At 66.8% G+C, this 22,980-nt stretch carries 15 protein-coding genes; 7 read left to right on the forward strand and 8 right to left on the reverse strand.

The features are described from left to right. Nucleotides 1-215: 215 nt before the first annotated feature. Nucleotides 216-3,941: a vitamin B12-dependent ribonucleotide reductase gene (locus AE618_RS22370; RefSeq protein WP_054211293.1), complete on the reverse strand. Its 3,726-nt coding sequence runs from the start codon at nucleotides 3,939-3,941 to the stop codon at nucleotides 216-218. A 729-nt stretch (nucleotides 3,942-4,670) separates the two neighbouring features. Between AE618_RS22370 and AE618_RS22375 the strand changes: the two genes are divergently transcribed. The 3 genes from AE618_RS22375 to AE618_RS22385 all read left to right on the forward strand — a co-directional run bounded on the left by AE618_RS22375 (nucleotide 4,671) and on the right by AE618_RS22385 (nucleotide 7,220). Next, nucleotides 4,671-5,081, forward strand: coding sequence for an NADH:ubiquinone oxidoreductase subunit NDUFA12 (locus AE618_RS22375; RefSeq protein WP_054211294.1), 411 nt, complete (start codon nucleotides 4,671-4,673; stop codon nucleotides 5,079-5,081). A gap of 138 nt (nucleotides 5,082-5,219) precedes the next feature. Further along, nucleotides 5,220-6,473 (forward strand): MFS transporter, encoded by a 1,254-nt coding sequence (locus AE618_RS22380; protein ID WP_054211295.1) that lies wholly within the window; start codon nucleotides 5,220-5,222, stop codon nucleotides 6,471-6,473. Nucleotides 6,474-6,569: 96 nt separating this feature from the next. Next, complete coding sequence (locus AE618_RS22385; RefSeq protein ID WP_054211296.1) at nucleotides 6,570-7,220, forward strand: DUF2155 domain-containing protein; 651 nt, start codon at nucleotides 6,570-6,572, stop codon at nucleotides 7,218-7,220. Between the two features lie 10 nt (nucleotides 7,221-7,230). Here the strand turns inward: AE618_RS22385 and aat are convergent, their stop codons facing one another. The 5 genes from aat to AE618_RS22410 form a co-directional block, all read right to left on the reverse strand. Then, nucleotides 7,231-7,911 (reverse strand): leucyl/phenylalanyl-tRNA--protein transferase, encoded by a 681-nt coding sequence (gene aat / locus AE618_RS22390; protein ID WP_054211297.1) that lies wholly within the window; start codon nucleotides 7,909-7,911, stop codon nucleotides 7,231-7,233. A 143-nt stretch (nucleotides 7,912-8,054) separates the two neighbouring features. Further along, entirely contained in the window at nucleotides 8,055-9,419 is a 1,365-nt protein-coding gene (gene accC / locus AE618_RS22395) for an acetyl-CoA carboxylase biotin carboxylase subunit (RefSeq protein WP_054211298.1), read from the reverse strand. Nucleotides 9,420-9,445: 26 nt separating this feature from the next. Then, a complete protein-coding gene (accB, locus tag AE618_RS22400) occupies nucleotides 9,446-9,904 on the reverse strand; it encodes an acetyl-CoA carboxylase biotin carboxyl carrier protein (RefSeq protein WP_054211299.1) in 459 nt (152 codons plus the stop codon). Between the two features lie 68 nt (nucleotides 9,905-9,972). Beyond that, complete coding sequence (aroQ, locus tag AE618_RS22405) at nucleotides 9,973-10,431, reverse strand: type II 3-dehydroquinate dehydratase (protein WP_054211300.1); 459 nt, start codon at nucleotides 10,429-10,431, stop codon at nucleotides 9,973-9,975. 130 nt (nucleotides 10,432-10,561) lie between these two features. Beyond that, complete coding sequence (locus AE618_RS22410; RefSeq protein WP_054211301.1) at nucleotides 10,562-11,374, reverse strand: DsbA family protein; 813 nt, start codon at nucleotides 11,372-11,374, stop codon at nucleotides 10,562-10,564. 176 nt (nucleotides 11,375-11,550) lie between these two features. Between AE618_RS22410 and AE618_RS22415 the strand changes: the two genes are divergently transcribed. Both AE618_RS22415 and AE618_RS22420 read left to right on the forward strand, forming a co-directional pair. Beyond that, nucleotides 11,551-12,753, forward strand: a complete 1,203-nt coding sequence (locus AE618_RS22415; protein ID WP_054211302.1) for a pyridoxal phosphate-dependent aminotransferase — start codon at nucleotides 11,551-11,553, stop codon at nucleotides 12,751-12,753. A 133-nt stretch (nucleotides 12,754-12,886) separates the two neighbouring features. Beyond that, a complete protein-coding gene (locus AE618_RS22420; protein WP_054211303.1) occupies nucleotides 12,887-15,121 on the forward strand; it encodes a mechanosensitive ion channel family protein in 2,235 nt (744 codons plus the stop codon). A 7-nt stretch (nucleotides 15,122-15,128) separates the two neighbouring features. Here AE618_RS22420 and AE618_RS22425 read toward each other — a convergent pair whose 3' ends face one another. Further along, a complete protein-coding gene (locus AE618_RS22425) occupies nucleotides 15,129-15,431 on the reverse strand; it encodes a hypothetical protein (protein ID WP_054211304.1) in 303 nt (100 codons plus the stop codon). A 107-nt stretch (nucleotides 15,432-15,538) separates the two neighbouring features. Continuing rightward, the gene (locus tag AE618_RS22430) at nucleotides 15,539-18,394 is read right to left on the reverse strand and encodes an Rne/Rng family ribonuclease (protein ID WP_054211305.1); all 2,856 of its coding nucleotides are present in this window, start codon (nucleotides 18,392-18,394) and stop codon (nucleotides 15,539-15,541) included. A gap of 698 nt (nucleotides 18,395-19,092) precedes the next feature. Here AE618_RS22430 and AE618_RS22435 point away from each other — a divergent pair. Beyond that, complete coding sequence (locus AE618_RS22435; RefSeq protein WP_054211306.1) at nucleotides 19,093-20,307, forward strand: N-acetylmuramoyl-L-alanine amidase; 1,215 nt, start codon at nucleotides 19,093-19,095, stop codon at nucleotides 20,305-20,307. A 146-nt stretch (nucleotides 20,308-20,453) separates the two neighbouring features. Then, a complete protein-coding gene (locus tag AE618_RS22440) occupies nucleotides 20,454-22,901 on the forward strand; it encodes a penicillin-binding protein 1A (protein WP_054211307.1) in 2,448 nt (815 codons plus the stop codon). Nucleotides 22,902-22,980 lie beyond the last annotated feature (79 nt).

Here is a 22,980-nt window from a genome sequence, read left to right on the forward strand (position 1 = left end):
TTATATCCCCTCTGCGATCTGGCGGCGAGAAACATACACCTCGCCGCCAATCAAAGCTCGACCGCCCGAAAAATAGTCATTCGTGACAGTCTGAATTGCCGCGCTAATCGCGAAATCTCAGATAACTAGCTGATTAGTCGTCTGTTTTTCGAAAATTCGCGCCCTTCCGAGTGACGAGCCAATTTGCCGTCGCCACCAATCATCAAGTCGGCATATCAGGAACAGCCAGTTGTGCTTCCACAGGTGTTGCACTTCAAGCACGTGCCGTTCCTTACCAGCGTGAAATTCCCGCACTCGCCGCAGCTGTCGCCGACATAGCCCTTCATGATCGCCTCGGCGCGGCGCTCGGTTGCGCTGGGCTGGGCGGCCGGGGCCGAGAAGCCGAGCTTGGCCATCTCGGCTTCGCCGTAAGCTTCAGGTTCCTCCTTGAGCGCGGTCGGGCTCGTGGTGATCAATGAGGTCACCGTCGCGCCGCCGCGCGCCACCGTCTCGGTACCGACAGCGAAGCCGCCGCCGCCCTGGATGGCGTGGAAGTTCATCGGCTTGCCGCGGCGAAAGCCGGTCGAGGCCAGCGGGCTCGTGGTGATCGGCGTCACGGTTTCGGGCGCCTTGTCCTGGCCGACGCCGCCGCCGATCACGTCATGGCCGATTTCGCTCGGATCGATATGAGCGAGGTCGTGCCGACCGAGATAGGAGATCGCCAGCTCGCGGAAGACATAATCGAGGATCGAGGTGGCGTTCTTGATCGACTGGTTGCCCTGCACGAAGCCAGACGGCTCGAAGCGCGTGAAGGTGAAGGCCTCGACATACTCCTCCAGCGGCACGCCATATTGCAGGCCGAGCGACACCGCGATCGCGAAGTTGTTCATCATCGCACGGAAGGCAGCGCCCTCCTTGTGCATGTCGATGAAGATTTCGCCGAGCCGCCCATCGGCATATTCGCCGGTGTGGACATAGACCTTGTGGCCGCCGACGACCGCCTTCTGGATGTAGCCGGTGCGGCGGGAGGGCATCTTCTCGCGCTCGCGGACGACCTTCTCGACGATGCGCTCGACGATCTTCTCGGTGAGCTGCGTCGTGCGGGCCGCCATCGGCTGCTGGTAATGCGCCTCGACCGCATCCTCCTCGTCGTCCTCGTCGGCGATCAGGGCCGAGTTGAGCGGCTGGGAGAGCTTGGAGCCGTCGCGATAGAGGGCATTCGCCTTCAGCGCCAGCTTCCAGGAGAGCATATAGGCGCTCTTGCAGTCCTCGACGGTGGCGTCGTTGGGCATGTTGATGGTCTTGGAGATCGCGCCCGAGATGAAGGGCTGGGCCGCCGCCATCATCCGGATATGGCTCTCGACCGAGAGATAGCGCTTGCCGATGCGCCCGCAGGGGTTGGCGCAGTCGAAGACGTTGTAGTGCTCGATCTTCAGGTGCGGCGCGCCTTCCAGGGTCATCGCACCGCAGACATGGACGTTGGCGGCCTCGATCTCGGCCTTCGAGAACCCAAGAAACGGCAGCACCTCGAACGCGGGATCGTTGAGCTTCTCGGCCGGGACCTTCAGCGTGTTGACGAGGAAATCCTCGCCCAGCGTCCATTTGTTGAAGACGAACTTGATGTCGAAGGCGGCCTTGAGGTCCTTCTCGATCGCGTCGATCTTGTCCTGGCCGAAGCCGCGCGCCCGCAGCGAGGAGTGGTTGATGCCGGGCGACTGCGCCAGCGTGCCGTGGCCCACCGCATAGGCCTCGATCTCGGCGATCTCATGCTCGCGGTAGCCCAGCGCGCGCAGCGCGTCGGGCACGGCGCGGTTGATGATCTTCCAGTAGCCGCCGCCGGCGAGCTTCTTGAACTTCACCAGGGCGAAGTCGGGCTCGATGCCGGTGGTGTCGCAATCCATGACGAGGCCGATCGTGCCGGTCGGCGCGATCACGGTCGCCTGGGCATTGCGGTAGCCATGCGTCTCGCCGAGCGCGAGCGCATTGTCCCAGGCGATGCGGGCGCGCTCGGACATCAGCGTCGAGGAGCCGCCGAGGCGGGCGAGCGTACCATGGTCGAGGGGAACTGGCGTGACCTCGAGGCCCTCATAGCCGGTGGCCATGCCGTGGGCGGCGGTGCGGTGGTTGCGGATGACGCGCAGCATATGGGCTGCGTTCTTCTTGTAGCCGGGGAAGGGGCCCAGCTCGCCCGCCATCTCGGCCGAGGTCGCATAGGAGACGCCGGTCATGATCGCGGTGAGGGCGCCAGCCAAAGCGCGGCCCTCGTCGGAATCGTAGCCGAGACCCATGGTCATCAGGAGGCCGCCGATATTGGCGTAGCCGAGGCCCAGCGTGCGGTACTCGTAGGAGAGTTCGGCGATTTCCTTCGAGGGGAACTGCGCCATCGTCACCGAGATTTCGAGCACGACGGTCCAGAGCCGGCAGAGATGCTCATAGGCCGCGACGTCGAAGGCCTTGGTCTCGTTGTCGTAGAACTGCAGGAGGTTGGCCGAGGCCAGGTTGCAGGCGGTGTCGTCGAGGAACATGTACTCCGAGCAGGGATTGGACGCGCGGATGCGGCCCGACGCCTTGCAGGTGTGCCAGTCGTTCATCGTCGTGTTGAAGTGCAGGCCCGGATCGGCCGAAGCCCAGGCGGCGAAGCCGATCTTCTCCCAGAGGTCGCGGGCCTTGAGCGTCTTCATCACCTTGCCGGTGGTGCGGCCGGTCAGGTTCCAGTCGCCATCCGCCTCCACGGCGCGCAAAAAATCGTCGGTCAGCGAGACCGAGTTGTTCGAGTTCTGGCCGGAGACGGTGAGATAGGCCTCCGAATCCCAGTCGGTGTCATAGATGTCGAACTTGATGTCGGTGTAGCCCTGCTTGGCGAACTGCATCACGCGCTTGATGTAGTTGTCGGGCACCATCGCCTTGCGGGCGAGCTTGACCTCGCGCTTCAGCGCCGGGTTCTTCTCGGGATCGAAGCAGGAATCGCCTTCGCCTTCACAGTTCACGCAGGCCTTGAGCACGGCCTTCATATGCTTCTGGACGGTCTTGGAGCCCGTGACGAGAGCCGCGACCTTCTGCTCCTCCTTCACCTTCCAGTCGATATAGGTCTCGATATCGGGGTGGTCGACATCGACCACGACCATCTTGGCGGCGCGGCGCGTGGTGCCGCCCGACTTGATGGCGCCGGCCGCGCGGTCGCCGATCTTGAGGAAGGACATCAGGCCCGACGAGCGGCCGCCGCCGGCGAGCTTCTCGCCTTCGCCGCGCAGCATCGAGAAGTTCGAGCCGGTGCCCGAGCCATACTTGAACAAGCGGGCTTCACGGACCCAGAGATCCATGATGCCGCCCTCGTTGACGAGGTCGTCCTGCACGCCCTGGATGAAGCAGGCATGCGGCTGGGGATGCTCGTAGCTCGACTTCGACTTGGTGAGCTTGCCGGTCTTGTAGTCGACGTAGAAATGGCCCTGGCTCGGGCCGTCGATGCCGTAGGCCCAGTGCAGACCGGTGTTGAACCATTGCGGCGAGTTCGGCGCGACGCGCTGGGTGGCGAGCATGAAGCGCAGCTCGTCATGGAAGGCCTGCGCGTCCTCCTCGGACGTGAAGTAGCCGCCCTTCCAGCCCCAATAGGTCCAGCAGCCCGCGAGCCGATCGAACACCTGCTTGGAGGAGATCTCGGAACCGTAGCGCTCACCTTCCGGGAGCTTGGCCAGCGCCGCCTCGTCGGGCACGCAGCGCCAGAGGAAGGAGGGAACGTCGTTCTCCTTGACCTTCTTTAAGGCCGCGGGGACACCGGCCTTGCGGAAATACTTCTGCGCGAGCACGTCGCTGGCAACCTGCGACCAGGATTCGGGCACCTCAATGCCTTCCAGGCGAAACACGATCGAGCCGTCGGGGTTGCGGATCTCACTGACGGCGGATCGGAAGGGAATCGCGGCGTAAGGCGACTGGCCGGCTGAGGTGTAGCGGCGCTCGATGCGCATGATCCGTCATCCCAATGCTTGCCGCGGGCGACATGCCTCGCGCGGCCGGTTGATCACCGGCTCCTGGTTCAGCCCAACTCGGTGTGATGCCCCATGGACGTCTCGGCGTTTGTACCCCCCGCCTCGATTCGTCCGGTTGCTTCCAGAACGATCCGCAGGCGGCCGCTCGCTGCCGCCGTTTCCGGCGTGCCGCGTGGTGATCGCCTCGACCCCTCTGGGAACTCTTTTGCGGGTGTCGATGGCGTTTCCGCCGGCCGTCACGCGACTGTCAAAACCTAACCCAGCCCCCCTTGGGCGTCAAGGATTAGTGCCATGCAGAACCTGTGGGCACGACATCTGGTGGGTCTGTGTGAGTAGCGGGGATAACTTTGGCGGTCCCGGCTAAGCCTTGGGAATCACGGGCGGAATCCGCGAGTGCTGCGAGATTGCCACAATCGCAGCCCGAATAAATCCCTCAAATGCCGGCGATCAGGGTTAACAGAACGTCGCTGGGGCCGGCCTGGCAGATGGCTCCGAAGGCTGCGTCTGCGCCGGCGAGGACAAGTACTTGAAACCATGCGGTGACGGGCCATCGGTCGGCTGTGGACTGCCTCATTCGAATCGAGGCCGAATCGTGGCGGTCGTGTTTCCTGCGCTGCCAGTACCGTGCTGCTGCCCGCGGGCTGGACAGCGCGGCCACGCCTCTTCATAAGTCGCGCAGACAAAACCGATCGCGACAGGCGCATTCCCATGAAACCCTGGCTGCTGCAGATCTTCACCTGGTGGAACGGCCAGACCATCGGCACGCGCTTCCACACCTGGCGCTTCGGCGAGCGCGTCGGCCAAGACGAGTCCGGCAATGTCTATTACCGCACCAAGGGTGGGGTGAAGGACAAGGCGCTCGGCATCCAGCGCCGCTGGGTCGTCTATAACGGCGACACGGAAGCCTCGAAAATCCCGCCCGGCTGGAACGGCTGGCTGCATCACACCGTCGACGTCGCGCCCTCCGAGGAACGCTACGAGCCGCGCGAATGGCAGCAGCCGCATCAGCAGAATTGGACCGGCACGGCGCTGGCCTACCGGCCCAAAGGCTCGACGCTGGCCGAGGGCGAGCGCCCGGCGGCGACGGGTGACTACGAAGCCTGGACGCCCGGCCGCTAAGCCGCTCCGCGGCTCCCGATTTCGTTCTGTTCGGCCGGTGGCGCAACATGCGCCGCCGGCTTTTCGTTTCGCGTAGCGGCACCCGGAACTTCCCCAGCGCCCTGCCGTTGATCGGCGTCATTGGCAGGGCCACGTTTCGTGAAGACAGATCGTGCAGGCTCCGCCCGCGTCCCGCTCGACGCGCTCAACTTCTTCCTGGCCGATGTGCGAGACGGGCTTGGGCCCTATCTCGCGATCTATCTGCTGACTGTGCAGAAATGGGATGAGGCCTCGATCGGCTTCACCCTGTCGGCGGCGGGCATCGCCGGAATCATCGCCCAGACGCCCGCCGGAGCGCTGATCGATGCGACCCGCGCCAAGCGCGCCATCCTGATCGCAGCTGCGCTGGCCATCACGATCTCCTCCCTGGCCATCCCGGTGTTCCCGAGCCTTGCACCTGTCGCGATCCTTCAAGCATTGTCGGGCGTGGCGGGAGCGGTGTTCCCGCCTGCGATTGCCGCGGTGACGCTCGGGATCGTCGGGCCCAAGGCGTTCGCGCGCCGGATCGGGCGCAACGAGGCTTTCAACCATGCCGGCAATGCCACGGCCGCGCTGCTGGCGGGCGGTTTTGCCTACGGGTTCGGCCCCATCGCCGTGTTCTGGCTGATGGCGGGCATGGCGCTTGCCAGCATCGTGGCCACATTGAGCGTTCCCGCCGACGCGATCGACCATGACGTCGCGCGCGGCTTGCACGGCAAGACGCAGGACGATGCCGCCAAGCCGTCGGGCCTGGGGGTGCTGCTCGCCAACCCGCCGCTGCTCGTCTTCGCGGTCTCGACGACGCTGTTCCACTTCGCCAACGCAGCGATGCTGCCGCTGGTCGGGCAGAAGCTGGCGCTGGCCAATCCCGAACTCGCCACCACGCTGATGTCGGCCTGCATCGTCGCGGCGCAGCTGGTCATGGTGCCGGTCGCGCTGATCGTGGGCGCCAAGGCCGACATCTGGGGTCGCAAGCCGATCTTTGCCGTGGCGCTGGCCGTGCTGTGCATCCGCGGCCTGCTGTATCCGCTGTCCGACGATCCTTATTGGCTCGTGAGCGTGCAGCTGCTCGACGGCGTTGGGGCCGGCATCTTCGGTGCGCTGTTTCCGCTGATCGTCGCAGACCTGACGCGTGGCACTGGACATTTCAACGTCAGCCAGGGAGCGATTGCGACCGCCCAGGGTATCGGCGGGGCGCTGAGCACGTCGGTCGCCGGCGCGATCGTCGTCGGTGCTGGATACAGCGCGGCCTTCCTGTTCCTCGGCGCGGCCGCCGGCATTGGATTGATCGTGCTGCTGGTCTTCATGTCGGAACCGGCGAAGGCCGACGCCCTACCGCCCGGCCACGCCGTTGAGACGCTGCCGGCTGCGTGAGCCGTGCGAACACGCGCCCTTTTTCCGCTGCGATTGACGTGTTAATGCCGCCCGTCGCGGCTCGCCCGCGCCCTCGCAGAGATTCGCAAAGCTGCCATGCCGTCGCCCCATCGCTTTCCGGTCCTGGCCGGCCTGGTCTCGACCACGCTCCTGTCGCTCGCCCTGTCCGGCCCCGCTGCCGCCGACCGGATCCGTAACCCGACGGCGGTCTTCGCCGGGCTCGACAAGATCACCGGCCGGATCATTTCGTTCGAGGTCGCGGTCGACGAGACCGTTCAGTTCGGCGCCTTGCAGTTGACGCCGCGCGTCTGCTGGACGCGGCCGCCGACTGAGGCGCCGCAGACCACGACCTTTACCGAGGTCGACGAGGTCACCTTCAATAACGAGTACCGGCGCATCTTCACCGGCTGGATGTATGCGTCGAGCCCGGGTCTGCATGGTGTCGAACACGCGATCTATGACGTCTGGTTGACCGACTGCAAAGGCGGCACTGAGCTGGTGGTCGATCCCAAGGAGCCGGAGGCGCCGGTCGCGGAAGAGCCTCGCCGGCCGCGCGCAGCCCCGGCGCGTGATGTGAACCAGCAGCCCGGCCTGCAAGGCGGGCGCGACGACGGTCTGACGCCGCCAGGCCAGCGCATCGATGTCCAGCCGCCGCGGGGCGTGCCGGTGGCGCCGGCCCAGGCGCCGCGCCAGCGCTATTTCCCGACGAACCCGGCACCGGGCCGCGATCCCGCCGGGAGCAACTGAGCCTGGAAACTCAGGCGCTTGCGAGCGCCGCCAGCGCCTCAGACCCGCTGACATACTGTCCCGGTGGCCAGGCGCGCCAGTTGGCAGGCACCGCGATCGCCTGCTCCAGCAGGCCCTGATAGGCCGCGCGCGGGACCTCCTGCGTGCCGAACTGCGCGAGATGCGTCGTCTGGAACTGCGCGTCGAGCAAGCGGTAGCCGCCATGCCTGAGCCGGGCGACGAGATGGACCAGCGCGACCTTCGAGGCGTCGGTCTGCCGGTGGAACATGCTTTCGCCGAAGAAGGCGCCGCCCAGCGACATGCCGTAGAGCCCGCCGACCAGGCGGTCGTCCTGCCAGCATTCGACCGTGTGGACGTGGCCGAGCGCGAACAGGGCTCCGAAGACCTCGCGGATGCGGCTGTTGATCCAGGTGTCGGGCCGGTCGTCCCTTGCCTCGGCACAGGCAGCGATGACCGCCTCGAAGGCCGTATCGACCCTGATCTCGAAGCGGTCCGAGCGCACCGTGCGGGCAAGCCGCGAGGACAGATGGAATCGGTCGAGCGGGATGACGCCGCGCAACTCAGGCTCGACCCAGAACAGGTTGGGATCATCCGCCGCCTCCGCCATCGGGAAGATGCCGGCGGCATAGGCGCGCAGCATGATCTCCGGGGTGATCTCGGGCGTGCGGACGGGAATGGAACGGGCCTTCATGGCGGCAGGGGAGCGCGGGACAGGGCGGGAGTCAAACACGGAAGGCGCCGCGTCATGGTCGGGCTTCACGCGACCATCTCAGGACGAGACGGCGCATTCCTGCACGAGATGGCCGGGTCAAGCCCGACCATGACGGAAGCGGCTCAGCCCTCGCTGGCTTCGTCCATGCCACCGGCGGCCAGGAATTTCTCCAGCCAGTGGATGTTGTAGTCGCCGTTCAGGATGTCGGGGTTGCGCACGAGCGTGCGGAACAGCGGCAGGGTCGTGTCGACGCCGTCGACGACGAACTCGTCGAGCGAGCGGCGCAGGCGCATCAGGCATTCGGCCCGGTTGCGGCCATGCACGATCAGCTTGCCGACGAGCGAATCGTAGTGCGGCGGGATCGTGTAGCCCTGATAGGCCGCCGAATCGACGCGGACGCCGAGGCCGCCCGGCGTATGGAACGAGGCGATCTTGCCCGGCGAAGGGCGGAAGGTCGCGTGATGCTCGGCATTGACGCGGCACTCGATGGCGTGGCCCTCGATGACGACGTCCTTCTGCTGGATCGAGAGCGGCGCGCCGGCCGCGATCCGGATCTGCTCGTTGACGAGGTCGATGCCGGTGATCATCTCGGTGACCGGATGCTCGACCTGGATGCGCGTGTTCATCTCGATGAAATAGAACTCGCCCTCCTCGTAGAGGAACTCGATCGTGCCGGCGCCGCGATATTGTAGCTTGGACATGGCCTCGGCGCAGATCTTGCCGATCCTGTCGCGCTCGCCTGCGTTCAGCGCGGGCGAGGGACCTTCCTCCCAGACCTTCTGGTGGCGGCGCTGCAGCGAGCAGTCGCGCTCGCCGAGATGGATCGCGTGGCCCCGGCCGTCGCCCAGGACCTGGATCTCGATATGGCGCGGCTTTTCGAGATATTTCTCGATATAGACCGCGTCATCGCCGAAATTGGCCTTGGCCTCGGTGCGCGCGGTCGAGAGCGCAACCGACATCTCGTCCTCGCTGCGCACGACCTTCATGCCCTTGCCGCCGCCGCCGGATGCCGCCTTGATGATGACGGGGAAGCCGATCTCGGCTGCGATCTTCAGCGCCTCGCCATCATCGGTGACGCCGCCCTCGGATCCGGGCACGCAGGGGATGCCGAGCGCCTTGGCGGTGCGCTTGGCCTCGATCTTGTCGCCCATCGAGCGGATATGCTCGGCCTTGGGGCCGATGAAGGTGATGTTGTGCCGGTCGAGGATCTCGGCGAAGCGGGCGTTCTCCGAGAGAAATCCGTAGCCGGGATGGACCGCGTCGGCCCCGGTGATCTCGCAAGCCGCGATCAGGGCGGGGATGTTGAGATAGCTCTCGCGCGCGCTCGGAGGGCCGATGCAGACGCTCTCATCCGCAAGTCGCACATGCATGGCGTTGGCATCGGCGGTGGAGTGCACCGCGACGGTGGCGATGCCGAGTTCCTTCGCCGCGCGCAGCACGCGCAGCGCGATCTCTCCCCGGTTGGCGATCAGGATCTTGTCGAACATTTTCGGTTCGCCGCTCGCCGGTCCGGTCACTCGATCACCAGAAGCGGCTCGCCATATTCGACGGGCTGCCCATCCTCGACCATGATTGCGACGACCGTGCCGGCGCGGGGGGCGACGATGTCGTTGAAGGTCTTCATCGCCTCGACCAGCAGCACGCGCTCGCCCGCCTTCACCACCGAGCCGATCTCGACGAAGGGCTTGGCGTCGGGCGAAGGCCGGCGATAGGCGGTGCCGACCATCGGGGAGGGCACAGTGCCGGGATGGGCGGCGGCGGACTTGGCGTCGACCGCAGCGGCGAGAACAGGAGCGGGAGCGGCGGCCAGGGCCGGGGCGGCTGCGGGAACCTGCACGGTCGCGGTGATCGTGCGGGCGACGCGGACGCGCAGATCGCCCTTCTCCACCTCGATCTCGGTGAGGTCGGTCTCGTTCAGGAGCTGCGCGAGTTCGCGGACCAGTTCGGGGTCGATGGGGCTTTTGGTCGCCATGGCGGATTCACCGTCTTCGTGGTCTTGAGTGGGGCGCGGGGAGCGCCGCCGGGGATGAGAGATGCGGGTCAGCCCGCCGGTTTGGCCACCCGCTTCTGCAGAAGCGGAACGATCGCGTCGAAAGCAAGGTCGTAGCTCGCGACACCGAAGCCGCAGATCACGCCCACGCAGACCGGCGCCATATAGGAATGATGCCGGAAGTCCTCGCGGGCATGGACATTCGAGACATGGACCTCGATCGCAAGCGCCTCGGTCCCCTTGATCGCGTCGCGCAGCGCAACCGAGGTGTGGGTGTAGGCGCCGGCGTTGATGATGACGCCCGCTCCGCTCAGGCCCGCCTGCTGGATGAAGGTGACGAGTTCGCCTTCATAGTTGGTCTGCTTGAACGAGAGCTCGACGCCGGCGGCGGTCGCCTTGGCCTTCAGACGCTCCTCGACGCCGGCCAGCGTAACCGCGCCATAGGTCGCGGGCTCGCGGGTGCCGAGGAGATTGAGATTGGGACCATTGAGAACGTGGACGGCGACCATGGCGCGCGTTGATTCCAGCGCCGCGCGGGGCGGCAGACGCCGCCCTCATAGACGCTACGGGCCGGCAGGGGAAGCCTGAGCGAGGTTTCGCGTCATGCCCGGGTGCGTTTCCGAGCATGATGCGGGAGCCTCAGCCGCTGCAGGTCGCCTTGCCGCATTTGCGCACGGAGTCGATCTTCTGCTTCAGTACGGGCACGCCGACTGCGCCAAAGACCACCTCGTCGCCGACAATGAAGGCGGGCGTTCCCGTGAGGCCGAGCCTGTCCCCGAGCGCGACCGTGCCCTCGATCACCGCCTTGGTCTGCGCCGAGCCCATGTCCTTCTTCAGGCGCTCGATGTCGGCGCCCGATTCTTTCGCAATTTCGAGCGCCTTGGCGCCGTTGACGCGGCCTTTCGTGGCCATCAGCTTGTCGTGGAAATCGAAATATTTCGCGCCCTGGAGCTGGGTCATTGCCGCGACCGCGACCCGGCTGGCCTCGACCGAATCGGGGCCGAGGATCGGGAAGTCCTTGATCACGACCTTGAGCTTGGGGTCTTCCTTGGCCAGTGCGCGGACATCCTCCAGCGCCCTTTTGCAAAAGCCGCAATTGTAATCCATGAACTCGACGATGGTGACGTCGCCCTGCGGGTTGCCCAAGATGGCCGACGTCGCCGGATCGATCAGGCTGGCCTTTTCCGCGGTAACGGCGCTGCGTTGCGCCTCGGCCTGGGCGACCGTGTTGCGACGCTCAAGCTCGACCATCGCCTCCTGGATCAGCTCGGGGTTCTGCAGCAGGGTTTCGCGAATCAGCGCGACCACCGCGGCTCGCTGCTCCGGCGTCAGCCCCGGTGCCGGAGCCTGAGCCAGCACGGGCGTCGTCGCCGCGGCGAAGCAGAGGCAGAGCGCCAGGCCTAGCGGCCGCAGCAGGATGCCGAGCCGGCGGGGCAGGGTGGGGGAAAGCATGTCGTCATCCTTTTCGGTTCCGGCCCCGCGGCCGGAGGCGCGGCGTCTGCCGCAATGTCTGCCTCAGCTTCTCGGCCGTCATGCGGCAGCGGTCAATTCACAGCTTTGCCATCGGTTGCGGGCCGATGAAGGGTCGGCTACGCCCGCGGGCAGATAGGCCCCATGCGGACGAAGCGATGCCACACCCAGATCCGAAGCCCGCGCTTGCGCCGCAGGAGCATCTCCAGCCGGCGCAGCGCGTCGCGCGCGTACAGCCCTTCATCGTCATGGACGTGATGAACCAGGCGGCAGCGATCGAGCGCGCTGGCGGCAGCGTCGTCCATATGGAGGTCGGCCAACCCTCGGCGCCGACGCCGGGCTCGATCCGCGCCGCCGCGGCGCGGGCGCTGGATCATGGCCGGATCGGATACACCCAGGCTCTGGGCACGGATTCGCTACGCTCTCGCATCGCCAGGCATTATCGGGATGCTTACGGCGTCGATGTGGCGGCCGAGCGCGTGGTCGTCACGACGGGCTCGTCAGGCGGATTCATCCTGGCCTTCCTGGCCTGTTTCCAGCCGGGCGCACGCATCGCGATCACGGCTCCGGGCTATCCGGCCTATCGCAACATCCTGATTGCGCTCGGCTTCGAGCCCGTGGCGATCGAGGTCGGCCCCGAGACGCGTTTCGCGCTGACGCCGGAGCTGATCGCCCGCGCGCATCGCGACAAGCCGCTGGCCGGCGTGCTGACGATGAGCCCGGCGAACCCGACCGGCGTGGTCATGGCGCCAGATGCAATCGCGGCGGTCGCGGCGGAATGCCGTCGGCTGGGGCTCTGGTACATCTCCGACGAGATCTATCACGGGCTGACCTACGACCAGCCGGCGACGACGGCGCTTTCCGCCGACCCAGACGCGATCATCGTCAACTCCTTCTCGAAATACTACTGCATGACCGGCTGGCGTGTCGGCTGGCTGATCGTGCCGCAGCGGCTGGTCCGGACGATCGAGAGGCTGCAGCAGAATTTGTCGATCTCCGTGCCCTATCTCAGCCAGGTCGCGGGCGAGGCGGCCTTCGAGGCGACAGCCGAATGCGAGGTGATCAAGGCCGGCTATGCGGAGAACCGCGCCTATCTGCTGAAGGCACTGCCGGAGATCGGGCTGGGCGACTTCCTGCCCGTCGACGGCGCGTTCTACATCTATTGCGACATGGGCCGCTATTCCAATGATTCCATGGCATTTTGCCGCGATATTCTCAACGAGGCCGGCGTCGCGATCACCCCGGGGCTCGACTTCGACGAGAGCCGGGGCGCACGCACGGTCAGGCTCTCCTTCGCGGGCTCGTTGGCGGAGTGCGAGGACGCCGTGTCGAGGCTCGGCGGCTGGCTGAAGCGCCGCTGAGAGGCGTCCCGCGCATACCCTTGCAAAGGACGTTGCGTCACCGTCATTGTCTCGCCGGGCGGCAACGGGGTCGCGACGGAATCGGGCGGGAATAATGGTGCAAAACGCGGTTCGGCAGGCGGTGCGACCGGGCATGGTGCGATCGCTCGCTGGCGTGGTCCTGTTGGCGCTGTGCTGGCTGGCGCCCGGTCCGACGAAGGCGCAGACCGATATGCCGGTGACGCTGACGCTACGCGGCGACGAGACGCCCGAAACCATCCGCAAGCTGGTCGATTCGCTCTCCGCCGGCGGCCGCAGGGTCGAGATCAGGCTGGGTGGCGCCGGGGCTGCCCTGGCGCCTTCGCCCTCCATCGCATCGCCTGCGTCGCCGCCTGCATCGGCCGGCGCGTCGGCGTCATCGACCGAGTCGGGCGTCGAGGCGATCTGGGACCATTTCGTCGAAGGCTTCGACCATGGCAACGCGGCCATTCCACATGTCGTGGATCTGCCGAGCGATTGGGGCCGGGCCTGGGCCACAAACCGAAACGGGGCGACTGGGCCCTCGGCCGGTGTGCGCATCCTCGCGGCCGTCGCGGTCGCGCTGGCCGGCGTGGTGATCTTTCGCCTCGCGACCGCTGGCTGGTTTGCGCGGCGACTGGAGCCGGCCGGGCCTGAATTCACCGCGCGCCTCGTCGTCTCGGGTTACGGGTTGCTGCAGGACCTCGCCTGCATCGCGCTTGCGCTGGCTCTGGCGCGGCTGACGCGGGTGTTCTGGCTGCCCGACACGGACCTCGCCATGTCGACCTTCCGGACCGCGGCGAACGGCGCGGCGATCGGCGCGACCTATATCGCCGTCGGGCGCTTTCTCCTGGCCCCGGGCGCGCCAGTTCGGCGGCTGTTGCCGCTGCCGCGCGCCGACCGGCATTTCTGGATCCTGACGGTTTACGCTGTCGTTACCCCGATCGCCGTCACCAGCGCACTGGTGCTCCAGGAGGTCGCGAGCAGCCGGCAGGGGCTGGCCGGGCTGGTGGCGCTCACCAGCACGGCGATCACGCTGTTCAAGGTCTGGTGGTTCTTCGATGCGCGCCGCGACCTGACCGTGCTGGTCCTGCGCTATGACCCCGTCCCGGGGCCGGGCCTGCGCCTGATGGCCGCGATCACGCCGTGGTTCTACATGGCCAGTGCCATCGCGATCTGGATGGTGGGGCGGGCGGCGCCGATGATGTCGGGGGGCGGGCGCTTCGTCGAAGCCGCCAGCCTCACCCAGATCATCATCGTGCTGGCGCCGGTCGTTGCGGTCGGCGTGACCAGCCTGATTGCGTGCCGACAGGCGATGCGCGCGGCCGCCGCGCCCCCGCCGCCGTTGACGCTGGCGGCCGGCACGGCAGTCCGCGCGGCGGCAGGCGGCGTCGTCTGGGTCGGCGGCCTATATGTCATGGCGAGCCTGTGGGCCGGTTTCCTGCTTGGAGTCAGCTCGGCCCAGTTCGCGGCGTTCACCCAAAGGGCAGCCGGTGCCGCGACCCTGGTCTTCCTTGGCTGGGTCGCCATCGTCTTCCTGCGCGCTTTCTTCGATGCCTATACGCCACAGCGCGTCGTCTCTGGTCCCCATGACGAGGACGCGGCCGTCGAGCCCAGCGTGCCGTCGCGGCTGGCGACCGTGATGCCCGTGCTGCGCGGGGTGGTGCTGGCTTCCGTCTTCGGTTTGACCGGGCTCGTCGTGCTGTCGCGGCTCGGGGTCGACATCGGCCCGCTGCTCGCCGGCTTCGGCATCCTGGGCCTGGCGATCTCCTTCGGCTCGCAGGCGCTGGTGCGCGACATCGTCTCGGGCTTCTTCTTCATGCTGGAAGATGCCTTCCGGGTCGGAGAATATGTCGATACCGGTCGGCTCAAGGGCACGGTCGAGAAAATCTCGCTCCGCTCGATGCAGATGCGCCACCAGAGCGGGCAGATCCATACCGTGCCCTTCGGCCAGATCCAGTCGCTGACCAATGCGAGCCGCGACTGGGCGACGATCAAGTTCAACGTCCGGCTCGACCATTCGGCTGACATCGAGCAGGCCCGCAAGACCATCAAGAAGATTGGCCTGGCGCTGCTGGACGATCCCGAATTCGGGCCGAACTTCATCTCCCAGCTCAAGATGCAGGGCGTGGCCGACATCACCGACAGCGCAGTGGTCATCCGGCTGAAATTCACGGCCAAGCCGGCGCATGCCTCGACATTGCAGCGCGAGGCGCTGAAGCGCGTCTATCGCGGGCTGAACGAGGCGAAGGTGCCGTTTGCCTCGAACGCCGTCACCGTGCGCGGGGGCGACGGCGGCGCGTCGGCGGGAGCGGCGGCTGCCATCTCGGCCGTGCCGCCACCGAGCCCGTTGGCGCCGGCCGCGGGGTAGGGCGAATTCACGTCAGGAACAGCATCCCGAAGCCGATGGCGGTGATGCAGGCTCCGGCGAGCATCGCGAGACGCGTCGCCGACATCAGGGCAGCGACATCGAATCTACGGGCTGCTTTCTCGCGAGCGCTTGCAAGCGCCTCATCGCCGTACCGGCTGGCATAGAGGCCGGGCGTCATCTGCGGGCCGACAGGCCTGTCGTTCTCGAGGTCGACACGGACTGCGACGAACAGCACGAACAGTCCGAGGATGCCAACGCCGAGCCAGCCGACGATCCCGAAGGCCAGCCAGGCGATGCCGGCGAGGGCCATCAGGCACAGCCCTGCCAAGATAGAGCCCTCCAACCGACGCGGCGGCCGCATTGCCAGCCCTCCTGAGAAAAAGGCCGCTGCGGTGTCCCGCAGCGGCCTCGTCTTCGTCAGCCTCGGCCGGCCAGCTTGTTCCACCAGCCGCCGCGCTTGGGGCGGTCCGGATCGGGCGGGGTCAGGACCACCGCAACGGGCTCCTCGATCACGCGCGGCGCGGGGGCCGGAGCAGGCTCGGGCTCCGCCACGGGAGCGGCCTCGACCGGTGCAGGCACCGGAGCTTCGGGCGCCTCAGTGGCCGTGACCGGCTCGGCAGACTCGCCGCCTTCCGTGATCGGCACGACCTTCTTGCGCGAGCGGCTGCGCTTGGGCTTCTCGGCCTCGGCAGGAGCGGCTTCGCTCTCCGGAGCCGCTTCAGCTGTGACGGGTTCCACCACGGCTTCGGCAACGACGTCCGCGGTTGCGTCAGCCTCAGCCGTCTTGGGCTTGCGGCCGCCGCGACGAGCACGCTTGGGCTTCTCGGCCGCAGCAGCCTCCGTTTCCTCGGCAGGGGCCTCCGCGGCGACGGGCGTCGCCGTCTCGGGGGCTTCCGTCAGCACGGCATCAGCATTCTGCTGAACGCCCGTCTGCTCGTCACCGTCCTCATCGCCCTCGTCGTCACCTTCTCCCTCGGCCTCGTCGCTGCCGCCGTCGAGACGCACGCCATTGGCGTCCCGCTCGCCGCCACGCCGCCGCCGCCGACGACGACGGCGCTTGCGTCCACCTTCGCCACGGGCCTCACCATCGCCCTCGGCCCTGGCCTCGCGCGGGCCGGCGTCGCGAGCGACAGCGTCGGTCTCCACGACCACGACAGTCTCGTTCTCAGCGTCGAGCGCCTCGGCCTCGGCGGCCGCGTCGAGCGCGTCCTCGTCGATGTCGGAGACGATCGCCTCGGCCTTCAGGCTGCTGGGAACGATGCGCCCTTCATTGCCGACGAATTCGCCGCGCTCGACCTCGAAATAGCGGATCCCGAGCAGGGTGGCATCGACCGTAACGCTGATCGCGATGGCAAAGCGCGCCTCAAGATCGGCGAGATGGGCGCGCTTCTGGTTGAGCACGTAAAGCGCGACCTCAGGACGGGTCCTGACCGTGAGATTGTGCGAGGCGCTCTTGATCAGCGTCTCCTCCAGGGCGCGCAGAATCTGCAGCGCGACCGACGAGGAGGAGCGCATCATGCCCGCGCCGGCGCAATGCGGACAGGGGACCGAGGAGCTCTCCAGCACGCCGGTGCGGATGCGCTGGCGCGACATTTCGAGCAGGCCGAAAGCCGAGATCCGACCGACCTGGATGCGGGCACGATCGTCCTTGAGGCAATCCTTCAGCTTCTTCTCGACGGCGCGGTTGTTGCGGTTCTCCTCCATGTCGATGAAATCGATCACGATGAGGCCGGCGAGGTCGCGCAGGCGCAGCTGGCGGGAGATTTCCTCCGCCGCTTCGAGATTGGTCTTGAGGGCGGTGTCCTCGATATTGTGCTCGCGGGTCGAACGCCCGGAGTTGATGTCGATGGCGACCAGGGCTTCCGTCTGGTTGATGACGATGTAGCCGCCGGACTTCAGCGTGACGTTGTTGGAGAACATCGCGTCAAGCTGGCTCTCGATGCCGAAGGAGGCAAAGAGAGGCGTCTGCTCGCGATAGGCCTTCACGCTCTTGGCATGGCTCGGCATGAGCATGCGCATGAAGTCCTTGGCCTCGCGATAGGCCTCGTCGCCGGCGACGTGAACCTCGTCGATATCCTTGTTGTAGAGGTCGCGGATCGAGCGCTTGACGAGGTTGCCCTCCTCATAGACCAGCGCCGGGGCGACCGAGGCCAGCGTCAGCTCGCGCACGCTCTCCCACATCCGCATCAGATATTCGTAGTCGCGCTTGATCTCGACCTTGGTCCGCGAGGCGCCCGCGGTCCGCAGGATCAAGCCCATCCCCTCGGGAACCTCGAGCTCTCCGGCGATCTCCTTGAGGCGCTTGCGATCCTCGGTGTTGGTGATCTTGCGCGAGATACCGCCGCCCTTGCCGGTGTTGGGCATCAGCACCGAATAGCGGCCGGCGAGCGAGAGATAAGTGGTCAGCGCCGCGCCCTTGTTGCCGCGCTCTTCCTTGACGACCTGGACCAGGATGATCTGGCGGCGCTTGATCACCTCCTGGATCTTGTACTGGCGGCGGTGATGGCGCTGCGGCCGCTCCTGGATGTCGTCGAGCGCGTCGCCGCCGCCGAGCTGCTCGGGCTCGTCATGCTCGGCATCGTCGGAGGCGTCGCTGTCCTCGCCGTTGTCGTCGTCCTCCGAAGGCCTGCGTGCCTCGGCGTTCTCGGACTCCGATGCCTCCGCGTCGGAGGTCTCGGTCTCTGAGGTCTCGCTTTCGTCGCTGCGCGTCTCGAATGTCAGCGGCGCGGCGTTCTCGACCGCGTCCTCTCCGGTCGATTCGGCGATCGCGGGAGCAAACTCCTGCCCGAAGGCGGGAGCGCCCTCGTTGACCATCGCGGCTTCCTTGCCGTCGGTCTCGACGCCCTCGACCGACACCTCGGCGCTGACGGTGTCGTCGGAAGCCGCCTTCTTGGCGCGCCCGTCGCGGTCGCCCCTGCGGCCCCGGTCGCGGCGGCCACTGCCGCGCTTCTCGCGCTTTTCCTCGTCGCGCTCGTCCTCGCGGTCGGCGCGGGCCTCGTCGGCCAGCAGCGCCTGACGGTCGGCGACCGGGATCTGGTAGTAGTCGGGATGGATTTCGGAGAAGGCGAGGAAGCCGTGGCGGTTGCCGCCATACTCGACGAAGGCCGCCTGGAGCGAGGGCTCCACGCGCGTTACCTTGGCGAGATAGATGTTGCCGCGAAGCGGCTTGCGGCTCGCAGCCTCGAAATCAAATTCCTCGATACGCGATCCGCGCACCACCACGACCCGGGTCTCCTCCGGATGGGTGGCATCGATAAGCATCTTGTTGGCCATATGAATCTTCCATGGGCGCGGCCGCCAGCGATACCCGCCGGGCTGCGGACGACAATCCGCTGCCGCGGGCAGGGGCGCCGCGCATAGGCCGGCACAAGCCGGCATGTTGCAGGAGGGTGATGGGTTCAATCGAGACAGAAAGGCGGCTCGGGAAATCCGGCCGGGGCAAAAGCCCGACGCAGTCCCGCAGGTATTGACGATTCACCGATGAACTATGCGGCGTCGTATGCCCCGACATCTGTCCTGACCTGCAGCGAACCTGTCGAAAAGACAAAGCACGCCGCGTTTGCACGCTCGCAAGACGTTGGCCTGGCGCTGAAAACGCGCGCGCCTGGCTCCGGCCGTCTGCGGACGATCCGTTGCGGTTGACCTGATGCCGCCAAACCCGGATGGGCCGGCCGGCCAAGGCATGCCCCGGACGCCGACGGACCCTCGGATCCGGATGCGCACCATGGGCGGGCCTTGCAAAGCAACCATCCCCATTACAGACAGGTGACAGTGATTTGCAAGTCACATCGCGGGGGGATCGACCGCCCTCCGGCGCAGGCCGGTTCTCCGATCGGACGCGCCATGGTAACCGGTCGTTAGGATGTTGCGTCGCTATGGTTAAGGCTTGGTGACGACAGCTCGGGATCATTGACCTGACGCCTCCCTCATTCATCTTCGGATTCGGCCTGCGGGCACGGTGTGCAGCGCCATTGCTGCGCCTGACGCTGTGCGCCTGGATCGGCCTCGCAAGCGGGGTCTTGGCGCAAGGCAATGGCCGCGCCCAGAGCGAGTTCCCCGTCGCAACCGACGCCAAGCTCGAGCAATCCGGCGACACCGTGCGGCTGACGATGGCCCTGTCGCGCCCCGTCGATGTCACCGCCTCGGTCCTGGCGGGGCCCGACCGCGTCGTCATCGATATGCCCTCGATCAATTTTCAGGTTCAGCCGGCCGCCGCACGCAAGAGCGCGGGCTTTGTGGGAGCCTATCGCTTCGGGCTGTTTACGGCCGACAAGGCGCGCATCATCATCGACCTGGCGCAGCCGGCCGTCGTGGTACGGGCCGAATCGCGGCCGGTTCGCGGCGGCTTCGGCGAACTGGTGATCGAGCTGCGGCGCGCCTCGCGGGCCGAGTTCCAGACGGCCGCCGCCGCAGCCTCGGTGCGCGACCCCGAGGCGAGTCCTCGGCCAGTCCCCGCCAAGCCGCCCGGAGAGACCCGCCAGACCATCGTCATCGACCCGGGCCATGGCGGCATCGATCCCGGCGCGGTCGTGGCGTCGATCGCCGAGAAGGCCGTTGTGCTCGCCTTCGGCATCAAGCTGAAGGAGCAACTCGAAGCCAGCGGGCGCTACCGCGTGCTGATGACGCGCGACGATGACCGATTCGTGCCTCTGGCCGAGCGCGTCCGCATCGCGCGGGCCGCTGGCGCCGATCTGTTCATCTCGATCCACGCCGATTCGCTGACGCAGGCGCAGGAGGTGCGGGGCGCGACGGTCTATACGGGCTCCGAGCGGGCGACCGATGCGGAAGCGGCGCGGCTCGCCGCCAAGGAAAACCAGGCCGACAGTGTGGCCGGGCTCGACGCCAGCGAGGATATGCAGGACGTCGCCGGCATCCTGATGGATCTGGCCAAGCGAGAGACTCGGACCTTTTCGGCGGTGTTCGCGCGCAATCTCGTCGAGAGGCTCGGCGGCTCGGTGAAGATGCACAAGGTACCGCTCCGCTCGGCCGGCTTTCGCGTGCTGAGCGCGCCCGACGTGCCCTCGGTGCTGATCGAACTCGGCTACATGTCGAGCCCGAAGGATGCCGAGTTGCTGAATTCGCCGCATTGGCGTGCTCAGGCGGTCGATGCGGTGGCGACGGCCGTGGAAGGCTATTTCGTTGGGGCTCGCGCGCCTGTCGGGAAAGCGGCTGAAAACCAGCGCTGACGTCTGCTCCTGAGCAGGCGAAGGACCTTGCGGAATGTGGTTCCAAGGCCACGGTTCCGCCATGTCCGTCATGTTATAGACCTGATTTGCAAAACGCCGCCTTCCGGGCTTGCCGGGCGGTCACGAGCCAAGGGCCAGGGCCTGAGATGCGCTTTATCCTGCGACTGTTCGGATGGATGTTCACCGCCGGCGCGATCATCTTCGTGATCGGCGCGATCGGTGCCGCCGGATTCCTCTGGCACTACTCCAAGGACCTGCCCGATTCGGCGCAGCTGCGGAACTACGAGCCGCCGGTGATGACGCGCGTCCATGCCGGCGACGGCTCTCTGATCGCGGAGTTCGCAAGGGAGCGTCGGCTCTATTTGCCGATCCAGGCCGTGCCGAAGCTGATCATCGACGCCTATCTCTCCGCCGAGGACAAGAACTTCTACAAGCATGTCGGCGTCGACCCCGAAGGGCTCGTGCGCGCCGCTATCACCAATTTCCGCAACCGTTCTGCCGGCCGCCGGCCGCAGGGCGCCTCGACCATCACCCAGCAGGTGGCGAAGAACTTCCTCGTCGGCTCGGAGCAGAACATCGAACGCAAGATTCGCGAGGCGCTGGTCGCGCTGCGAATCGAGTCGACCTACTCCAAGGACAAGATCCTCGAGCTTTATCTGAACGAAATCTATCTCGGGGCGCCGGCGCCGGGGCAGGGCAGCTATGGCATCGCCGCGGCCGCGCTGAATTATTTCGGCAAGTCGGTGCATGAGCTGAACCTGCAGGAGGCGGCCTATCTTGCTGCCCTGCCGAAGGCGCCGACCGACCTTCATCCGTTCCGCAACCGCGAGCGGGCGATCGAACGCCGCAACTACGTCATCGACCGGATGGTCGAGAATGGCTTCGCCAAGCGCGACGTGGGCGATCTGGCCAAGAAGCAGCCGCTCGGCGTCAACCCGCGCACGGTCTCGCCCAACAACATCGCCGCCGGCTACTTCGCCGAGGAGATCCGCCGCGAGCTCCAGGATCGCTATGGCGAAAAGAAGCTGCTCGAGGGCGGGCTGTCGGTGCGCGCCACCGTCGATCCCAAGATGCAGCTGATGGCGCGCAAGGCGCTGGTCGATGGTCTGGTGCGCTTCGACGAAGCGCGCGGCTGGCGCGGTGCGATCCAGAAGCTGGACCTCGCGGCCCGCGACTGGGGCCTTGCCATCGGCGAGCTGCCGGTGCTCGGCGACGTCGCGCCCTGGCGTCTGGCCGTGGTGCTGGACGTGGCGGGCGACAGCGCGCGGCTCGGGCTGCACCCGCTGCGGGAGACCTCCGGCCAGCTGAAGAGCGACCGCGAGACGGTGACGCTCGGCGGCGAGGGCATCAAATGGACCCGTCGCTCGCGCGTGTCGCAGGCGGTGTCGGTCGGCGACGTCGTCTATGTCGAGCCGATGGACAACCGCCCGGGCCAGGTCCGGTTGCGGCAGTTGCCCGAAGTCAACGGCGCCATCACCGTGATGGACCCGTTCTCCGGCCGCGTTCTCGCGATGGTCGGCGGCTTCAGCCATGACCAGTCGGAGTTCAACCGCTCGACGCAGGCGATGCGCCAGCCGGGCTCCTCCTTCAAGCCCTTCGTCTATGCGACAGCGCTCGACAATGGCTACACGCCCTCCAGCATCATCCTCGATGCGCCCATCGAGATCGATCAGGGCGGTGGGCTCGGCATTTGGCGGCCCGACAACTATGACGGCAAGTCGACCGGGCCGCGCACGCTGCGCTACGGCATCCAGTTCTCGAAGAACCTGATGACGGTGCGCCTGGCCAAGGATGTCGGCATGCCGCTGATCGCGGAATATGCCCGCCGCTTCGGCGTCTATGACGACATGCTGCCGGTGCTCTCGATGTCGCTGGGTGCGGGCGAGACCACGGTCATGCGGATGACGGCGGGCTACGCCATGCTGGTCAACGGCGGCAAGAAGATCCGGCCGACCCTGATCGACCGCATCCAGGATCGCTGGGGCGCGACGATCTTCCGGCACGACCAGCGCATCTGCGAAGGCTGCGATGCGACGAAATGGGCCGACCAGCGCGAGCCGCGCCTGATCGACAACCGCGACCAGGTGCTAGACCCGCTGACCGCCTACCAGATGGTCTCGATCATGGAAGGTGTGGTCCAGGCCGGTACTGCGACCGTGGTCAAGTCGGTCGGCAAGCCGCTCGCGGGCAAGACCGGCACGACCAACGACGCCAAGGACGTCTGGTTCGTCGGCTTCTCGCCCGACCTCGCGGTCGGCGTCTATATGGGCTTTGACAAGCCCAAGTCGCTCGGCACCTCGGCCACCGCTGGCCAGTATGCTGCGCCGATCTTCCGCGACTTCATGATCGCGGCGCTCAAGGACAAGCCGGCGACGCCGTTCCGCGTGCCGGCCGGCATCAAGCTGATCCGGGTCGATCCCAAGACCGGCATGCGCTCGGGTGGCGAGGGCGGCATCCTCGAAGCCTTCAAGCCGGGCACGGCGCCGCCCGACAGCTATTCGGTGATCGGAGCGGCCGGTGACGGCACGACCCCGTTCAGCGTCGCGCCGGGCGGCGGACGCGCCGTCGGGTCTGGCACGGGCGGGCTGTACTGACATCCAGCGTCATTCTCGGGCGAAGCGAAAACGCAGGCCCGAGAATCTCCTGCCGGAGATGGTCGGCTCAGGGCCGACC

It is taken from the genome of Allobosea vaviloviae (assembly GCF_001298265.1).
Lineage (GTDB): Bacteria > Pseudomonadota > Alphaproteobacteria > Rhizobiales > Beijerinckiaceae > Allobosea > Allobosea vaviloviae_B.